Source organism: Pseudomonas sp. NPDC088414 (assembly GCF_044753325.1).
GTDB lineage: Bacteria > Pseudomonadota > Gammaproteobacteria > Pseudomonadales > Pseudomonadaceae > Aquipseudomonas.
Genome location: NZ_JBIVMY010000006.1, coordinates 86,465 through 104,032, shown reverse-complemented (window position 1 = coordinate 104,032; position 17,568 = coordinate 86,465). Strand labels below are relative to the sequence as shown.

At 58.8% G+C, this 17,568-nt stretch carries 10 protein-coding genes; 6 read left to right on the top strand and 4 right to left on the bottom strand.

Annotated features, from left to right (window positions below):
- Positions 1–84: 84 nt before the first annotated feature.
- From dusB to ACIP8I_RS09065, 5 genes are all read left to right on the top strand, one after another.
- A complete protein-coding gene (gene dusB, locus ACIP8I_RS09085) occupies positions 85–1,095 on the top strand; it encodes a tRNA dihydrouridine synthase DusB (RefSeq protein WP_400760381.1) in 1,011 nt (336 codons plus the stop codon).
- Entirely contained in the window at positions 1,092–1,412 is a 321-nt protein-coding gene (fis, locus tag ACIP8I_RS09080) for a DNA-binding transcriptional regulator Fis (RefSeq protein ID WP_400760379.1), read from the top strand. Before dusB ends, fis begins: the two co-directional genes overlap by 4 nt.
- Positions 1,413–1,494: 82 nt before the next feature.
- Positions 1,495–3,102 carry a bifunctional phosphoribosylaminoimidazolecarboxamide formyltransferase/IMP cyclohydrolase gene (gene purH / locus ACIP8I_RS09075; protein ID WP_400760377.1) on the top strand — a complete coding sequence of 536 codons (1,608 nt, stop codon included), beginning with the start codon at positions 1,495–1,497 and terminating at the stop codon, positions 3,100–3,102.
- A gap of 152 nt (positions 3,103–3,254) precedes the next feature.
- Positions 3,255–4,550: a phosphoribosylamine--glycine ligase gene (purD, locus tag ACIP8I_RS09070; protein ID WP_007961947.1), complete on the top strand. Its 1,296-nt coding sequence runs from the start codon at positions 3,255–3,257 to the stop codon at positions 4,548–4,550.
- A gap of 99 nt (positions 4,551–4,649) precedes the next feature.
- A complete protein-coding gene (locus ACIP8I_RS09065) occupies positions 4,650–7,424 on the top strand; it encodes a response regulator (RefSeq protein WP_400760374.1) in 2,775 nt (924 codons plus the stop codon).
- Positions 7,425–7,444: 20 nt separating this feature from the next.
- Here the strand turns inward: ACIP8I_RS09065 and ACIP8I_RS09060 are convergent, their stop codons facing one another.
- The 3 genes from ACIP8I_RS09060 to ACIP8I_RS09050 are packed head-to-tail and all read right to left on the bottom strand — an operon-like array spanning position 7,445 to position 9,654.
- On the bottom strand, positions 7,445–8,086 hold the full coding sequence (locus ACIP8I_RS09060; protein WP_400760371.1) for a hypothetical protein: 642 nt from the start codon (positions 8,084–8,086) through the stop codon (positions 7,445–7,447).
- Positions 8,083–8,811, bottom strand: a complete 729-nt coding sequence (locus tag ACIP8I_RS09055) for a hypothetical protein (RefSeq protein WP_400760369.1) — start codon at positions 8,809–8,811, stop codon at positions 8,083–8,085. Before ACIP8I_RS09055 ends, ACIP8I_RS09060 begins: the two co-directional genes overlap by 4 nt.
- 54 nt (positions 8,812–8,865) lie before the next feature.
- Positions 8,866–9,654 (bottom strand): hypothetical protein, encoded by a 789-nt coding sequence (locus tag ACIP8I_RS09050; protein WP_400760367.1) that lies wholly within the window; start codon positions 9,652–9,654, stop codon positions 8,866–8,868.
- A 235-nt stretch (positions 9,655–9,889) separates the two neighbouring features.
- Between ACIP8I_RS09050 and ACIP8I_RS09045 the strand changes: the two genes are divergently transcribed.
- Positions 9,890–10,486 carry a MarC family protein gene (locus ACIP8I_RS09045; RefSeq protein WP_007961956.1) on the top strand — a complete coding sequence of 199 codons (597 nt, stop codon included), beginning with the start codon at positions 9,890–9,892 and terminating at the stop codon, positions 10,484–10,486.
- Between the two features lie 64 nt (positions 10,487–10,550).
- Here ACIP8I_RS09045 and ACIP8I_RS09040 read toward each other — a convergent pair whose 3' ends face one another.
- Positions 10,551–17,528, bottom strand: a complete 6,978-nt coding sequence (locus ACIP8I_RS09040; RefSeq protein ID WP_400760493.1) for a TcdA/TcdB pore-forming domain-containing protein — start codon at positions 17,526–17,528, stop codon at positions 10,551–10,553.
- Between the last annotated feature and the right edge of the window lie 40 nt (positions 17,529–17,568).

The window sequence follows — 17,568 nt, the reverse complement described above, 5'->3', positions numbered from 1 at the left end:
AGCCTTTATCCAGTCATCGAGAGCGGGTATCATGCCAACCCTTTTTCGAACTCTCATGATCCGGCCCCACTTCAGGGAAGTCCTATGTCGGCGGTACGCATCGGCCCATATACATTGCAGAACGGTTTGATTCTCGCCCCGATGGCGGGGGTCACCGACCAGCCCTTTCGTCAGCTGTGCAAGCGTTTGGGCGCAGGGCTTGTAGTCTCGGAAATGGTCACCAGTGACATGAGCCTGTGGAACACCCGCAAGTCGCGCATGCGCATGATCCACGAAGGCGATCCCGAGCCACGCTCGGTGCAGATTGCCGGTGGCGATGCGCAGATGCTGGCGGACGCGGCACGGGCCAACGTCGAACTGGGCGCACAGATTATTGATATCAACATGGGTTGCCCGGCAAAGAAGGTCTGCAACAAGGCCGCCGGCTCCGCGTTATTGAAAGACGAAGCACTGGTGACCGAGATCCTGCAGGCCGTGGTCGCTGCAGTGGATGTGCCGGTGACCCTGAAGATCCGCACCGGTTGGGATCGCGACAACAAGAACGGCCTGACCGTGGCGAAGATCGCCGAGCAGGCCGGGATCACCGCGCTGGCCGTGCATGGCCGCACGCGCGCCGATCTGTACACCGGCGAAGCCGAGTACGACACGATTGCCGCAATCAAGCAGGCGGTGTCGATGCCGGTGTTTGCCAATGGCGATATCGATTCGCCGGAAAAGGCCCGTTACGTGCTCGACGCGACCGGTGCCGATGGCCTGCTGATAGGCCGGGCTGCCCAGGGGCGGCCATGGATTTTTCGCGAGATCGAACACTTCCTGCGTACCGGCGAGAAATTGCCGGCGCCGGAGCTGATCGAAGTGGAACGCATCCTGCTGGAGCATCTGGCCGCACTTCACGCCTTCTATGGGGACGTGATGGGCGTGCGCATTGCCCGCAAGCATGTGGGCTGGTATCTCGCAACCTTGCCGGGCGCCAGGGAGTTTCGCGCCCACTTCAATCGTTTGGATGGTACGGAAACACAATGCGCCAACGTTCGGGAGTTCTTCGCCGAGCGTTACAAGAGCCTGACAGGGGACGAAGAAGGGGTGGCCGCATGACGATGATGACCGAGACTTTAGTGAGTGGAACAGCACCCGTGAGCGACAACGTGAATTTGAAACAGCACCTCACTACCCCGAGCGAAGAAGGTCAGACCCGTCGCGGGAGTGTCGAGAAGCCGCTGCACAATTATTTCGCCCACCTTGAGGGCGCGTCCGTCACGGATGTGTACAACCTGGTGCTCTCCGAAGTCGAGGCTCCCCTGCTCGAAAGCGTGATGAACTACGTCAAGGGCAACCAGACCAAGGCCAGTGAGCTGCTGGGACTCAATCGCGGCACGCTGCGCAAGAAACTCAAGCAGTACGATCTGCTGTAAGCATTCAATCAAACCAGAAAGGCGCCCGCGTAAAACCGGTCGCCTTTTTTGCTGACTTCCTTTGCTTTTGATGGAAATTGAGATGACCGACCAGACTACCCGCCTGCCGATCCGCCGCGCCTTGATCAGCGTTTCCGACAAGACCGGGATCCTCGAATTCGCCAAGGAGCTTGAAGCCCTCGGCGTCGAGATCCTCTCCACCGGCGGGACGTTCAAGCTGCTGCGCGACAACGGTGTTGCCGCAGTGGAAGTCGCGGATTACACCGGTTTCGCGGAAATGATGGACGGTCGGGTGAAAACCCTGCATCCGAAAATCCACGGCGGGATCCTCGGTCGTCGCGGTATCGACGACGCCATTATGAGCGAGCATGGCATCAAGCCGATCGACCTGGTTGCGGTCAACCTGTACCCGTTCGAAGCCACCATCAACAAGCCAGGTTGCGACCTGCCGACCGCAATCGAGAACATCGATATCGGCGGCCCGACCATGGTTCGTTCGGCAGCGAAAAACCATAAAGACGTAGCGATCGTGGTGAATGCCAGCGATTACGCCAACGTTCTGCAAAACCTCAAGGCCGGCGGCCTGACCTACGCTCAGCGTTTCGACCTGATGCTCAAGGCCTTCGAACACACCGCCGCCTACGACGGCATGATCGCCAACTACATGGGCACCGTGAATCAGGCTGCCGACGTGCTGAGCACCGAAGGTCGCAGCGAATTCCCGCGCACTTTCAACAGCCAGTTCATCAAGGCTCAGGAAATGCGCTACGGCGAGAACCCGCACCAGAGCGCGGCGTTCTACGTGGAAGCCAAACCAGCCGAAGTCGGCATCGCCACCGCGACCCAACTGCAAGGCAAGGAGCTGTCGTACAACAACGTGGCCGACACCGACGCCGCGCTGGAATGCGTAAAAAGCTTCGTCAAGCCGGCCTGCGTGATCGTCAAGCACGCCAACCCGTGCGGCGTGGCCGTAAGCCCGGACGCCGAGGGCGGCATCCGTCAGGCCTACGAACTGGCCTACGCCACCGACACCGAATCGGCTTTCGGCGGCATCATCGCCTTCAACCGTGAACTGGATGCCGACACCGCCAAGGCGATCGTCGAGCGTCAGTTCGTGGAAGTGATCATCGCTCCAAGCGTCAGCGAAGAAGCTCGCGCCATCGTCGCCGCCAAAGCCAACGTGCGCCTGCTGGCGTGCGGCGAGTGGTCGGCGGATCGCGTTCCGGCCTGGGACTACAAGCGCGTCAACGGTGGCCTGCTGGTGCAGAGCCGCGACATCGGCATGATCGGCGCCGATGACCTGAAGGTGGTGACCAAGCGTGCACCGACCGAACAGGAAATCCACGACCTGATCTTCGCCTGGAAAGTCGCCAAGTACGTCAAGTCCAACGCCATTGTCTACGCCAAGAACCGTCAGACCATTGGTGTCGGCGCCGGCCAGATGAGCCGCGTAAACTCCGCGCGGATCGCCGCGATCAAGGCTGAACACGCCGGTCTGCAAGTGGCGGGTTCGGTAATGGCATCGGATGCGTTCTTCCCGTTCCGCGACGGTCTGGACAACGCGGCCAAGGTCGGTATCACGGCAGTGATCCAGCCGGGTGGCTCGATGCGTGATGCTGAGGTGATTGCTGCTGCTGATGAAGCCGGCATCGCCATGGTCTTTACGGGCATGCGCCACTTCCGTCACTGATACACCGCTCCCTCTGTGTAGGAGCTGCCGCAGGCTGCGATCTTTTGATCTTGCTTTAAAGGATCAAGAGCAAAGATCGCAGCCTTCGGCAGCTCCTACAGGTTCAGTCCACAGAGGTTTGGTAGCGCCCCACAGAATTTGAGGTTTTTGAAATGAATGTTTTGATCATTGGCAGCGGTGGCCGTGAACACGCCCTGGCTTGGAAAGTGGCTCAGGATCCGCGCGTGCAGAAGGTTTTCGTCGCGCCGGGCAACGCCGGTACCGCGATTGAAGCCAAGTGCGAAAACGTCGCCATCGACGTGCTGGCCCTTGAGCAACTGGCCGACTTCGCCGAGAAAAACGTTTCCCTGACCATCGTCGGCCCGGAAGTGCCGCTGGTGGCTGGCGTGGTCGATCTGTTCCGCTCCCGTGGCCTGGACTGCTTCGGCCCGACCGCCGGTGCTGCGCAACTGGAAGGTTCGAAAGCCTTCACCAAAGATTTCCTCGCGCGTCACAAGATCCCAACCGCCGACTACCAGAACTTCACCGAGATCGAGCCGGCCCTGGCTTACCTGCGTGAAAAAGGCGCACCGATCGTGATCAAGGCCGATGGCCTGGCCGCCGGTAAAGGCGTGATCGTTGCCATGACCCTGGCCGAAGCCGAAGACGCCGTGCGCGACATGCTCGCCGGCAACGCCTTCGGTGATGCCGGTTCTCGCGTGGTGATCGAAGAATTCCTCGACGGCGAAGAAGCCTCGTTCATCGTCATGGTCGACGGCAAGAACGTCCTGCCGATGGCCACCAGCCAGGACCACAAACGTGTTGGCGACGGCGACAGCGGCCCGAACACCGGCGGCATGGGTGCCTACTCCCCTGCCCCGGTGGTCACCGCCGACGTGCACCAGCGCGTGATGGATCAGGTGATCTGGCCGACCGTGCGCGGCATGGCCGAAGAAGGCAACGTCTACACCGGCTTCCTCTACGCCGGTCTGATGATCGACAAGGCCGGCAACCCGAAAGTCATCGAATTCAACTGCCGCTTCGGTGACCCGGAAACCCAACCGGTGATGCTGCGTCTGCAGTCGAGCCTGGTGCTGCTGGTCGAAGCCGCTCTGGCGCAAGCGCTGGACAAGGTGGAAGCCCAGTGGGATCCACGCCCGAGCGTCGGCATCGTGCTGGCCGCCGGCGGCTACCCGGGCGACTACGCCAAGGGCGCGGTGATCAACGGTCTGGACGCAGCCGCAGGCCTGGAAGGCAAAGTCTTCCACGCCGGTACTGCCCTGAAGGATGGCAAGGTGGTGACGGCCGGTGGTCGCGTACTCTGCGCCACCGCCATGGGCGCCAGCGTCAGCGAAGCCCAGCAGCAAGCCTACAAGCTGGCCGCCGCCATCGACTGGGCAGGCTGCTTCTACCGCAAGGACATTGGCTACCGCGCCATTGCCCGTGAACGTGGCGAAACCCAGGAATAAGCTGTCCTTCACGTCCGGCGCGGGATGCAGTCCCTCGCCGGGCTGTTCCGCCGCCGCGCATCGTTATATTCTGGCATCAACCTACGAAGGGATTTCGCCGTGCGCTGGCTCAGGATTGCCATAAGTTTCACCGTCACGTTGCTGACCTTGCTCTGCATGCTTCCGGCTATGGCCGCGCAAGGCAGTGGCTGGTCGGTATTGCTTGACGATCAGGGCAATCTGCAACTGAGCGACATCCGCTCGGCACGCTACACCAATCAATTCAGCCCTATCGAACTGGATCGCCTCACGGCGGCCGAGCCCGATGGCGCTCTCTGGCTGCGTTTCAAACTGGCCCCGGGCAAGCACGAGCAAGTGCTGCGAATCTTCGCCCCGGACCTGTCCAACCTCAGCCTCTACGTGCTGGACGGCGACAAGCTGATCGAGCAACGCACCTCCGGCACCCGCCAGCCGCAGGTCGAACGGCCGCTCCCAAGCAGCGATTTCCTGCTGCCACTGCCGCAAAGTGACAAATCCCTTGACGTCTATCTGCGGATGGTTTCCGACCATCAGCTACGCCCGCACATCACCCTGCAATCGGCGGTGATGAGTGCCGCTAACCAGAACCAGACGCTGATCTTCGGCCTGCTGTTCGGCTGCCTCGGCATGTTGCTGCTGCACAATCTTGTGCGCTACGCCTACTCGCGCTCGCGCAGCAGCCTGTGGCTGGCGGTCTGCGAAGGACTGCTGGGCCTGAGTCTATTGCTGTTGCTCAACCTCGCCGGCCCGTGGTTGCCGAACTGGCACGCGATCCAGACCCCGGGCGCTTATCTGGCGTTGCTGCTGACCGCCCCGGCCGGGCTGATGTTCGCCCTGCGCTTCTTCGCCCCACTCGGCCCGCACCCGCTGAACAAACTGTTGCTGGGCGACATTCTGTTTATTGTGATCTGCAGCCTGCTGCTGTTGTTCGTCAACACCCTGCCGCTGAACATCATCACCTACGCGCTGGTGGCGCTGGCCGGTCTGAGCATGTTGCTGGTCGGCTTCTATCACTGGCAGAAGGGCTACCGTCCGGCGCGGCTGTTCGTTGCCGGGATGGTGGTGTTCAACATCGGCACGCTGATCATTTTGCCGGCCCTGCTGGGGCTGACCCTGGTGGCACCGCAAGGCCTGATCATGACCCTGATGGGTTTCATCTGCATCAGTGGCCTGCTGATGAGCATTGCCTTGGGTGAACGCCAGCGCAGCATCACCGAAAGCCGGTTCAGCATCAGCCGCGACCTTGCCGCGAGCAATGCCGAGATCAACGCCAAGGCCGAGTTCCTCGCCAAGATCAGCCATGAGATCCGCACCCCGATGAACGGCGTGCTGGGCATGACCGAACTGTTGCTGGGTACGCCACTGTCGGTCAAGCAACGCGATTACGTGCAAACCATCCACAGCGCCGGCAACGAATTGCTGACGTTGATCAACGAGATCCTCGACATCTCCAAGCTCGAGTCCGGGCAGATCGAACTGGACGATGTGCAGTTCGACCTCAACGCGCTGATCGACGACTGCCTGAGCATTTACCGGGCCAAGGCCGAACAGCAGAACGTCGAGCTGATCAGCTTCATTCAGCCGCAGGTGCCGCGCGTCATCAGCGGCGACCCGACCCGCTTGCGCCAGACCCTGCTGAGCCTGCTGGAAAACGCCCTGAAGAAAACCGACGAAGGCGAAGTGCTGATCGTCGTCGCCCTCGACGAGCGCAGCGTCAAACCGCGCCTGCGCATCGCCGTGCAGGACAGCGGCCAGCCGATGGAGGCGGAAGAGCGCGATGCGTTGCTGCACGCCGAACTGCACAGCAAACACTTCCTCTCGGCCAACCGTCTGGGCGGCAATCTCGGGCTGGTGATTGCCCGGCAACTGATCCGCCTGATGCACGGCGAGTTCGGGATCAAGAGCGGCACCAATCAGGGCAGCACCTTGTGGCTGACCTTGCCACTGGACCCGGATCGCCTCGAACACCCGACCTCCGACCTCGACGGCCCGCTGCAAGGTGCGCGAGTACTGGTGGTGGACGACAACGACACCTGCCGTAAGGTGCTGGTACAGCAATGCAGCGCCTGGGGTCTGAACGTCAGCGCCGTACCATCGGGCAAGGAAGCGCTGGCGCTGCTGCGCACCAAGGCGCACCTGCGCGACTACTTCGATGTGGTGCTGCTGGACCAGAACATGCCCGGCATGACCGGCATGCAACTGGCGGCAAAGATCAAGGAAGACCCGAGCCTCAACCACGACATTCTGTTGATCATGCTCACCGGCATCAGCAATGCGCCGAGCAAGATCATCGCGCGCAATTCGGGGATCAAGCGCATCCTCGCCAAACCGGTGGCCGGCTATACGCTCAAGACCACGCTGGCGGACGAGTTGAACCAGCGCAATAAAGGTCAGGTGGTGTTCCAGCCGCAAGTGGTCACCCCCGCGACAGCGGCCAGGGTGCCGAGCGATTTCCGCATTCTCGTCGCCGAAGACAACACGATTTCGACCAAAGTGATTCGTGGCATGCTCGGCAAACTCAACCTGCAACCGGACACCGCCAGCAACGGCGAAGAAGCCCTGCAGGCGATGAAGGCCCAGCGTTACGATCTGGTGCTGATGGACTGCGAAATGCCGATCCTCGACGGCTTCTCGGCGACCCAGCAATTGCGTGCCTGGGAAGTCAGCAATCAGCGCATCCGCACACCGATCGTCGCGCTGACCGCGCACATCCTCGCCGAACACAAGGAACGTGCGCGCCAGGCCGGGATGGACGGGCACATGGCCAAACCGGTGGAACTGTCGCAACTGCGCGAGCTGATCGAACACTGGGTAGCCCAGCGCGATCAGCAAAATCGAACGGCGCCGACTTCCTGAGCGGGGTTCGCCCCACTTGCTCAAATGTCCAGGTCTTGCAGGTACTTCAAAGACTGCGATATCACGGACTGTTTCACCTTTTCTCGAAAATCAGCGTAATGCAGCGTGTTGAACGTAATGCGTGCCATCTGCTCGATACCTTGGTATTCAGGCGATTCATTTTCGATGAACAGGAACCGCGAAACATTTCGCTGGATTTTGAACTGTCGGTGATAGATCCCCATGTCAACCTTGTGTGCGCCGTTCATCACACAGGGAATCATCTGAAAATAACCGACATCGGCGCCGAGGCTAGCGGTTTCGAATAATTCGAGCGCCGACAAATTACGCTCCAGTTTTGCCAAGGCACGGCTCATGGGCAGTGAAAAAGCGTCCCCAAGAGACGCCGAAATGCGCTGCACCGCCTCTGTGCCCATGGGGGCAATACCTGAGGGCAAGAACGTCTGCGGCTTTGGCACATCCCACCCGAGATGCTTCAATTGCCTGCAGTAATAGCCGAACCAATCTTCCGACAATCCGTCTGCAAGGGCCAGGCGGGTGGCTCTCTGCGCAAAAGCGGTACTCATGTAGATGTCTTCGCGGTGTGATGCCGGCAATCCCGAGGCGAAAGTCACAACACTGCCGCCCACCACAGCCGCCGGAGGCGCAAATAGATCCTTCATGGCTGAATCTCCCGGGAAAGATCAGCTGCACAGGATTCGCCACACTCAGTGAAAAGTACGACATTCGCCGCGATCCGGTCTTTCAACCTCATGGCAATACCTTCACGCGCGAGGCGATAAAGAGTTTCTGACAGATTCGCCTGCGCACAACGCAAAGTGATGAGACCTTGCAGCTCGGCTCCAAGACCGGGTAACACCCGTGGATGCGAATTCAACGGTGGACAGTTTTGGTAGCTGATATACACGCTACTCAGCGAATCCGGCGTTCGCGCGACAATGACCAGCATGTGCGCATTTTCCGCCGCCTCGGGTGACTGCTCTACTGATGTGTCTCCTGATTTATGCATATGCGTGCGTAACACGTTGATCGCACGATTCGAATCGGAGGCGTTAACCACCCGAAACATGGCCTCGGCAGTCAGTGTTGCCAGATCTTTTTCGATTTCTGCCATTGCGGCCACAATCAATGTGGTGGCCGAGGTCGCACTATCTGGCTTCAGGTCAAAGTCCTCGCGTGTTTTTACAGACCTCAGCCATAAGCTATCGAGCACTTGAGAATAAGCGTCGTACCAATCCACACTCGAATCTTTTGTTACCTGTTTATTTGCACTCAATTGCGCAAACAATACGCTATTGATTACATCACTATAATCGCCCAACCTTGCTGAATCAGGAATGAGTAAAACGGCCGCACCGACAATCAGAACTGAACAATCAGACTCCATATCAACCTCTCCTAAAAAAGGGCAGTCGTAACACGACTGCCCTCCCAGACATCATTAAATATCGTAGTCAATTTTCTTGGTGATATGATTGACCAATTTCTGCGCAATAAAATCGCGATTAGCGGCAGCCAAAGCGTCATTTTTCTCAAATACGGTTTCACCGCTATACAGATCGACATTACGAATATCGACATCGACGAACAGGACTTTGGTCGATGTATTCCTGCGGGCAAACCGTACTGCACCAATGGCAAATACCGTTGCACCATTCACTTCGGCACATGCGCCAGCCGTTACACCACCCACACCATTTTGCAGCACGTTGCGTTCATAGGCAGTCAGTGCGGTATCGCGTTTTTGCAGGGCGGCAATCGCGTCACCGGCCACTTTCAGCATCAGCGCAGTGGCAGGCCCCGGCACAGCAACGCCAGCAATGACCGAACCGAGAATTTCCAGTACCAGTTTGTCCATGCGAACACTGGTGCCGCTGACTTTCAGGTCGCTGTAATACTTGCTGATCGGCGTCCAGCCCGCGTTGGTCATGACTTCACGAAACTGCATGTACCATTCTTTGCCCTGGTGCTCCAGTGGATAATTTTTGTTTGCCACCAGCGAGGCGTATAGAAACGCGTTCTGTGCATCCGTTCGATTGACACCGGAAAGACCGCCACTGAAAGAAATAATGCCTTCACCGACCACGGAAGCTTTGTTCGGGGCTTCAATATTGTCGCCCGGCATGACCAGATTGCGAGGGCGAATCACCAGCTCATCGCCCAGATCATAAGACCGAATATCTTTAACACAAGCATCTATATAACGCTGACTAACCAATTGATTGTTCATTACTAATCCTTGATAAATATTAAAAACAAGCTCCTCATGAACTTGCTAAAAGGACAATAACCAACTTATTTAAAACTGACAAACCCAAACATGTAACACTATATCCAGCACACTAAAAAACGAACAACTTAACCCTCAATAAACTTCGCAATCGCTAGACACCGCCTCTCGACGCACACAGACAATAGAGCAACTGATAGACTTCGCTCCACCCACTCCGGATGCGAGCCGAACCATGCTCCACGTGTTATTCAGCGTTTACCTGAAGATGCTGGTGCTCTACAGCCCGTTCTTCGTGTTGTCCTGCTTCATCAGCCTGACCCGGGGCTACTCGCGCAAGGAACAGCGGCGCCTGGCCTGGAAAGTGGCGATTGCCACGCTGGTCTCCAGCGTCCTGCTGTACCTGTTCGGACGGGTGATTTTCGATGTGTTCGGGATCACTGCGGACGCATTCCGCATCGGTGCTGGCAGCGTGCTGTTCATCTCGGCGCTGGGCATGGCCCAGGGTAAGCCGGTGGTGCAGAGTGACAACGTGCAGCAGGACGTAACGATCGTTCCGCTGACCATCCCGCTGACCGTCGGCCCCGGCACCATCGGTGCGCTGCTGGTGATGGGCGTCAGCCAGCCGCACTGGGACGACAAACTGACCGCGATCATGAGCATCACCCTGGCCAGTTTCACCGTCGGCGTGGTGCTGTATCTGTCCAATCACATCGAACGGGTTCTGGGCGATCAGGGCCTGCAGATCGTCAGCCGACTGATGGGCCTTTTCGTCTGCGCACTGGCGGCGCAAATCATCTTTACCGGGATCAAGGGCTACCTGGTGTCCTGAACGAAAAAAAGGGCTGCGAAGGAAAACCTCCGCAGCCCGGTCTGATCTGCCAATTCGCAATGGCTTACTGGTCGCTGGACAGCCCGAACAACGCACCGAGTTCCAGCAAGGTTTCGGTGACCATCTCGCTCATCAGCTCGTCCAGGCTAACGTTCACCGTGGCCTCGTCAGGTAAAGGGATACCGAGTGTCACCTTCTGTTGCCGTGCCGCATCAAGGCTCGTGGCATTGCGCAAGATGATGCTGCTTCCCGAATCGGGATCCGTCAGCAGCAGGTGACCGCCTGACATCGAGACCAGCCAGCGCTGCACTGGCGCCAGTCTCAGCGCCAGATGGATCTTTGCCGCCTCCGGAAAGTCGAGGTCGACAATCAGGCAGTCAAGGCTGTCCCAGCTCTGTTGGTTGAGCGAGAGGTAGGCGGCGGATTCCGCAAAACGCAATACCAACGTATTGACGCCATCCGGCACCGGCGCAACCTTGCCCGATGACTTGATGCCATCGATAACCAGCGTCTCTGCTATTCGGCTGACCCCTTCCGCACTCATCCATGTATCAATGCGTGTGCCGTCTTCATTGGCGTTGCCAAACAATTGGCCTGTCACCGGGTCATGCAGCACCAGGGTTTGACCGTTTGCCACGCCTAGATAGTGCGGCCAGTCACCCCCTGCCACCTTGACGCTTAGCAGACGGCCGGCAGTGACGTCATACCAGCGGCAAAGACCATCACTCTTGCCCGCAGTCAGGTATGGAGCGCTATGCTGACCTGCAAGCAACCGTCCCAGCTTTTTCTCCCGTGCCTGAAGGGAAACCACGCCGTTGAAAAACTCGACTTCCACGCCGACGATACGCAGCGGCTCTCCTTCGAACATGTCGAACAGCACATGGTCGTGCCGGCGGGCGCGCAGGCCTGATGCATGGGGCATGGCCCAGGCAAAAGTGTGCCGAGGCATGACTCGCTGCATCGGGGCAAGCAAATCCGCCTGCAACAGACGTGTCCCCGAACCGAATGCTGCCACCAGGCTTTGCGGTGCCATGATGGGCTGACGATAAATTCGTCCGGTTGCCCAGTCCATTATCCACGCCGCTTTTTTATCAGGCGTCAGTCTCAACACGCGCATGGCTTTGCCCGCCGTGTCGGCAATCAGAAATTGCTGATCCAGATAGACGACATACAGCGATGTCTTGCCCGTTGCATCAGTGATACCTCCGACCTCCACGCCATCGGCAGACCAGTTTTCGATGTTGACCGCGACCGTCTCCCACCACTGGAATCCGCCGGGATTATTACGCTGTCGCCAGGCCGGCAGCCATGTGTGATTGAGCCCCACCAGACGCGTCTGGCCGTCGCCACTCATCTGGAACAACATGCCGTCGTCAGTGAGAATGACGTATTGCCCGCCTTGGCGGTGAATATGCTGCACTTCGAACGACAAGACACTCTGCGCAAAGGTCTCGGGTATCTGATCCGCTGCGGGAATGCGCTGGCGATAAACGAGGCGATGGCCCAGATGATGAAACAACACTGTATCGCCGGAGGCCTGATGCGGATCAAGCAGTTCGCAATCGAGAAAATCCGCTGCGTCTTCATTGTTGCGCAACAATGGTTGAATGAGTCGCTCATCTTCAGTGCGCATCCATGCTCGGGTGGCTTTGCGTAAATTATCGTCGAAGCTATCGAGCGCAATCATTGCGCCCAGTGTGAATTCCACGCTCTGATCATCAAGCGCCTCATGGTATCCGGCGCCGTGCAGTCGGAGGAAACGCGCAAGATTGCCGCGCTCCAGGCGAATGAGCGATGGGTGGCCTGGATTCATATCGGAAATCGCGGTAATGACAAGGTGATCTTCATCGAGCAGGTAAGTCATCTTGTAGGCGCGCTCCCACATGTCCTCAAAGCGCTGAACCACCTGCAGCACACCCTCTGGCGTCGCCTGAATCGAAACAATGCAGGCGTTGCTCGTTGACTCCATCCTCATCACCCGGTAATTGCGCTTGATCTGCCCGGTGACCAGATCCGTTCGCCAGATAACTCCCTGCACCGGGCAGTAGTAAAACATCTCCTCGCCGACGGTCGGTCCCATGCAGATCTCCGCCGCATACTGTGGGTCCAGTCCGCGCACCAGGTGCATGGCATCTTCGGTGTGGTCGTACCAGGCCGTGGTACGCACCCCAGTCAGGGGATCGTGATAGTTGCGGATGACCGTCGGGCCATCGGCCAGACGATGGGCGCGGGCGAGTTCGCGCAAATGCTTGCGCGTGGCTGTGCCGTCGGCATCGTTGAGCGCGTCGAGTTCAGCGAAGAGCAGCGCTCCCGTTGCCCAGCCCACCTGATAAAAGCCCTCCGCGAGTTGCAGGTACACGATACTCCTGGCGGGCACCTCCACCCGCATCGAGCCCAATTGAAAAGTATTCTGCTCAAGCTTCACCGCCGCCGCGCTTACCCATGGGGCACGCAATGACCACGCCATTGGATCATCGGAGGAAACCTGCAGCCGCAACGACTTGACGCCCTCAGCCAAAGCGATCGAGCAGTGTCCGCCAGTGGCATCGATGTCATAGCAAAGGTAACCGTGTACCTCCTGCGGCAATGGGGGGACGTGCAGAAAACGCTGACCAGGGCCAATCGCCACGCTGACGCGGGTTTCCACGTAGTTGGGCACCATCTTTTCCATGATGTATTCGGTCGGCACCCGGTAAAAAGTGAACCAGAATTGCCGATTGCCTTCCCTGTCGTACTCGAGCGCCAAAGCCGTTTCCAGGTTTTCTCTGAGCGTTGTCGAAAGGGGTAGACCACCGTACTCGTAGGCCAGGAAGCACTCTGGCAAACTCGGCAGCACGACGCTTTCAATACCAGGAGTCATATCGAGGGAAATCGTGCCACCAAGGTCGAGGGTCTCTCTAATGCTGAAAGCCTTGCTGCGATCCCCAACGATCCTGGGCGGATGCAGATCGGAGTAATCGTCCGCTGCGAAGATTTTGTGGTGGCCGAAGGTAATGAGCCCTTTGCGCAAATCAAGCCCGGTATAGACCGCACAAGGATTGGCGATGTAGGTATTGCCTTGCACCGAATGACTTTGCGGTCGATAAGCCGTATGCACATCATTCAGATACCGGCCGATCCGTCGTCCACGCTCCGTCCTGCCGCTGAACCCCTCGACCAGGGCGCCGATCCCCACCGCCAGCCCGCCCAGAATCACCCCGGCACCGCCGAGGAAGGCCGCCGCCGTGCCCGCGCCGGCAATACCGGCGCCCAAAGCGCCAACACCCAGCGCCAGTCCGGCGGAATCGAAGGCCAACTGCGTGGCGTAAACCGTACGCTGGATATCGTTTTGTGCATTGACCAACAGATAAATGTCGAAGCCGATGCTGGCCAGCTGCAAAACGGTTCCGACACCTTCGTTCAAGACGCTGCCCAGCGCATTACTGACAATCGACGAGGTGGTTTGGGCCACCCGCAGACCGTCGGTAAAGGCATGACGCACCAGATTCAGCAGTTGTACTGCGTCGACCGCCAGCCCGTGAGCCATTTGCGCGTAGGCGAGGTAACCGTGGATGCGCACGGCCGACGTCAGCGCAGTCGACCCCATTCCGGACTCCGCGCTCTGTAACCCAAGCAGCAGGGCTTGAATGGCAAATCCGGCGTTGAGCGTGTGCACCGCACCGACATCCGTCGGATCGACCACGGGTGTTCCCGCGCGTCTGCCGGACAACGCTTCAAACGTATCGCTCAGGTAAGACTTGATCCCTGAAAGGCGCGTGTCATCTGTCTGCACCGTGCGTGTGCGCTGCGGGTCACTGGCACTGACCATGGTGATTTCGCTGCGCCCTTGCGCCGTACTTTTCAAAGATTCGAACACCGGCACGAAGTCACGGGACAGTTGATGCTGATCCTGTAACCGCAGGGTCGCGCTTTCGATCGTCCGAGCCCACTTGCGGCTGTCCACACTGCTCAGCGCCTGCCCCAGACGCGCGTTCTCTGACAGGGAGCGCGCGCGCAAGGCGGCATGATGACTCCAGGGTTCGACGGCACGCCCGCCGCCCAGCGGATCATTGCTGAACAAATGCTCAACGCGGATATCCGAAGGTAACGATTGACCGGCAATGCTTGCACCGTTGAGTTCGATGACCTCGAAAACGCTGGCAGACGCCTGCTCCAGACCATATAACCTGACAGTCTCCTTATCCTGCATGAAGCGCTGGACGCCTTTCTGCAGATCCTCGATCAGAGCGAACGCATACAGCCCGAAATTGGGATCGTAGAAACGATAGGATGGCTTACCCTGCTCGCCCTGCGCCACGACCTTGCTCACCAGCATCGAGTGATTGTCTGTGTTGAGCAACAGGCTGCCGGCAGTGGTTTTCGCCTCCAGCGCCTGCATCACAGTGGCCAGGTTCGCCTCCGCTCTCTTTTCGCCGAACCGCGCCATAGGTACGGTCCGCAACTCGTCCAGCACCCTGAGCAGGGCATGAGCTGGCGGCGCGTCGGGAGTGAGATTGGCCAGCGCCATTTTGCCGATCAACGCGCGCTCCGCCGAAGCACCTTTTTCCAGCGCGGCGGCCATGACCAACGCCAGCGGATAGCAACGTCGGCCCGGATCCCCGGCACCACGCACCAGCAAATCCTGTGGCAATTGCCTGGCCATGTATGCGCCCGCCTCGAAGAACGCCTCGCGCACCGCTTCGCGCCGCGAGATGATCGACGCCTGGCGCTCATTCATGGCGGCGACTTCGACCTGGCTCACGTACTCGCGCCATTGCCGTACGCTGATCGGCTCGGCAAATGCCTGCGCCTTCAGCACCCAGGAGTTCTGTCCGACCGATTCGCGCTCCGATGCATTGACTCGCGCCTCGACCGGTGCAGGATCGCGACTGAGCAGTGTCTGTTCGATCACCTCGTAGCGCGCGATCAGGCCACGGTCGCGCGTAGCTTCGGCGAAGGCGACCGTGGTTGCCCAGGCGTCAGCGAAACCGGCCTGATCGAGCGTCGCGGCGCCGAACAGACCGCCAAACATCACCCGGTGCAACGGGCTCAACTGATCCAGTGGCAACTTGCCTGCGGCGATGCGCGCCAAGGCCTCATTGAGATTGCCCAATGACTCGGCACCAATGGACGTTGGAGCAACCTTGACTGTCTGGTTCATCACCTGATGTCGGGTATCAAAATCGAGGCGGATGGGGACGTTGAACGTCACATCACCGGTCAAGCGATCATTCATGGCTCGCACAAACGGCTCACCGAGCTCATCCAGCAGTTGCTGCAGGATCGAGGTCAGCAACACCGGCTTGCCTTCAAGGAACGGCCAGCCACCTTTGAACGCAAGCTTCGACTCTTTCAGCAAATCGGACAGATCACCGACGTAGCGCGACTTGAGCTTGCCCGAGTTCCACTTCTCATGTTCTTTTGCCAGCCAGTCTTCGGGGGTGTCTTTGACTGCCCAACCGGAGATCATTTCCTCTTCGGTGAAGACGTTGAAGCCCTCGACCTGTTTCATATGTTCGCGAATGGTGGTCAGTCGCTCACGCTGCAGTTCTCTTTCGACATAGCCGATTACACCGCCGTCAAGTGCGCCCGGACCGGTCATGTAGATGGTGCCCAAGGCATCGAAACGAATCCCGTCCTGATAATACTCGGCTATGGCGCGTATGAGCCTCTGTGACGAATACTCAGACGATGTAATTGGCAAACGCCCATCAGCCTGTGCTTCAGAGACGACCTTGATTGCAATATCCTGGACTGATGACGCATCTGATGGCGTCACACCTGCGAGGCTCATGCGGCGCTCAACCTCATACAGGCAGTCATAAGCTACCCGGATGTAGTGCATGCTCGCATTGACCATGCCGCTGCCAGGGTGGGCCAGAATATAGGCATTCATTTCACCCCCCGCAGTATCGCCCCAGGCCGCACCGCGCCCGATGGCATTCTGGGGCAACGACGTCGGCAACGGTGCAGCAAAAATCTGCTCCACACCCGGTTTGCTCCGGGCGAATGCGCTCAGTGCCTCGAGATGTTCGGCGGGAATATGCCCGGTTCTGTCGACATAACGTTGCCGATCCCGCCCCGGCATCAACGCATCGTCATGGTTGAGCAGTAACTGCAGGACACCGATCTTCGCGTCTTTGCTGAAACCACTGATGTCCACGCCGCCCGGCCTCTCGATCAGCGATGGCAAATAATCCATGTCGCTGTAACGCCCGCCCTCGAGATACTCGGCCTGCAGTCGCACCACATCACTGGCAGCAGCAAAGTTGCCGCGCATGGCGACTTCGCGCTGGTAGACGTCCGCGAGAAAGTGACTGGCAAATTCCTGGCGAACATCGCGCAGGCGCAAGTCCTCACCCACCATGGCCTGATGCGAGTCCAGACATTTCTGGCGGAAGGCTTCGAGCGTCGCACGGTCCTTGTCATAACCGCGCACCATCAGGTCGATCCGCGCCTCGTCCGCACGTCCGGCCCAGCGTGGCTGCTTCAAGTGCTCGAACATCTGCTGCTTGAGTACCCGGGCGCGGTCTTCGATCATTCTCGACAGTTCCGTCGGGGTTACCTTTTTGTCCTTTAATACCTTCATCGTGTCCGCACGGGCACTGTCGAGAATCACCCGGTTCATTTCAAAGGCCAGCAGTGCGTCACTGTCATACCAGAGATTGAATGCATAGCCCTGCGACGCCAGCACTTTGCGCCAGATGTTCATGTAGTCGCGCTGGTTCGGTCCAACCTCACTGCCACCGACCCAGACAAAATGCATGATGCGCGGTATCGGTTTGCCAGCGGACAGCATCTCCACGGTAGCGGTCAGGCGGCGATCATAGTCGCCCAGTTTCAGGCGCAGCGTCTTGACCTGATCATCCGAAGAATCCAGCTGTGTTGATTCAATCGCGTCCTTGAGCAACCTGATCGCTATCAGTTGTTCCGGAAGACTGGTGGCCGCAGCGGCCCCGTCGTAGTAGCGCAAAGCAGCCTCCCCGAGGCTACCGCTGACAGACTCAAGTTCAGTACGCGCAACAAGATCGGTGAACACACCGCCCATCTTGACTTCATCCATAGTGCTCAACGCAATTTCCTTTTTTTAGCCAAGCGAATGC

What these genes read in the sequence shown, in the direction of transcription:
- dusB (WP_400760381.1), top strand. Translation starts at nt 85, where the DNA reads ATGTCGGCGGTACGCATCGGCCCATATACATTGCAGAACGGTTTGATT.
- purD (WP_007961947.1), top strand. Translation starts at nt 3,255, where the DNA reads ATGAATGTTTTGATCATTGGCAGCGGTGGCCGTGAACACGCCCTGGCT.
- fis (WP_400760379.1), top strand. Translation starts at nt 1,092, where the DNA reads ATGACGATGATGACCGAGACTTTAGTGAGTGGAACAGCACCCGTGAGC.
- purH (WP_400760377.1), top strand. Translation starts at nt 1,495, where the DNA reads ATGACCGACCAGACTACCCGCCTGCCGATCCGCCGCGCCTTGATCAGC.
- ACIP8I_RS09045 (WP_007961956.1), top strand. Translation starts at nt 9,890, where the DNA reads ATGCTCCACGTGTTATTCAGCGTTTACCTGAAGATGCTGGTGCTCTAC.
- ACIP8I_RS09060 (WP_400760371.1), bottom strand. Translation starts at nt 8,086, where the DNA reads ATGAAGGATCTATTTGCGCCTCCGGCGGCTGTGGTGGGCGGCAGTGTT.
- ACIP8I_RS09040 (WP_400760493.1), bottom strand. Translation starts at nt 17,528, where the DNA reads ATGGATGAAGTCAAGATGGGCGGTGTGTTCACCGATCTTGTTGCGCGT.
- ACIP8I_RS09050 (WP_400760367.1), bottom strand. Translation starts at nt 9,654, where the DNA reads ATGAACAATCAATTGGTTAGTCAGCGTTATATAGATGCTTGTGTTAAA.
- ACIP8I_RS09055 (WP_400760369.1), bottom strand. Translation starts at nt 8,811, where the DNA reads ATGGAGTCTGATTGTTCAGTTCTGATTGTCGGTGCGGCCGTTTTACTC.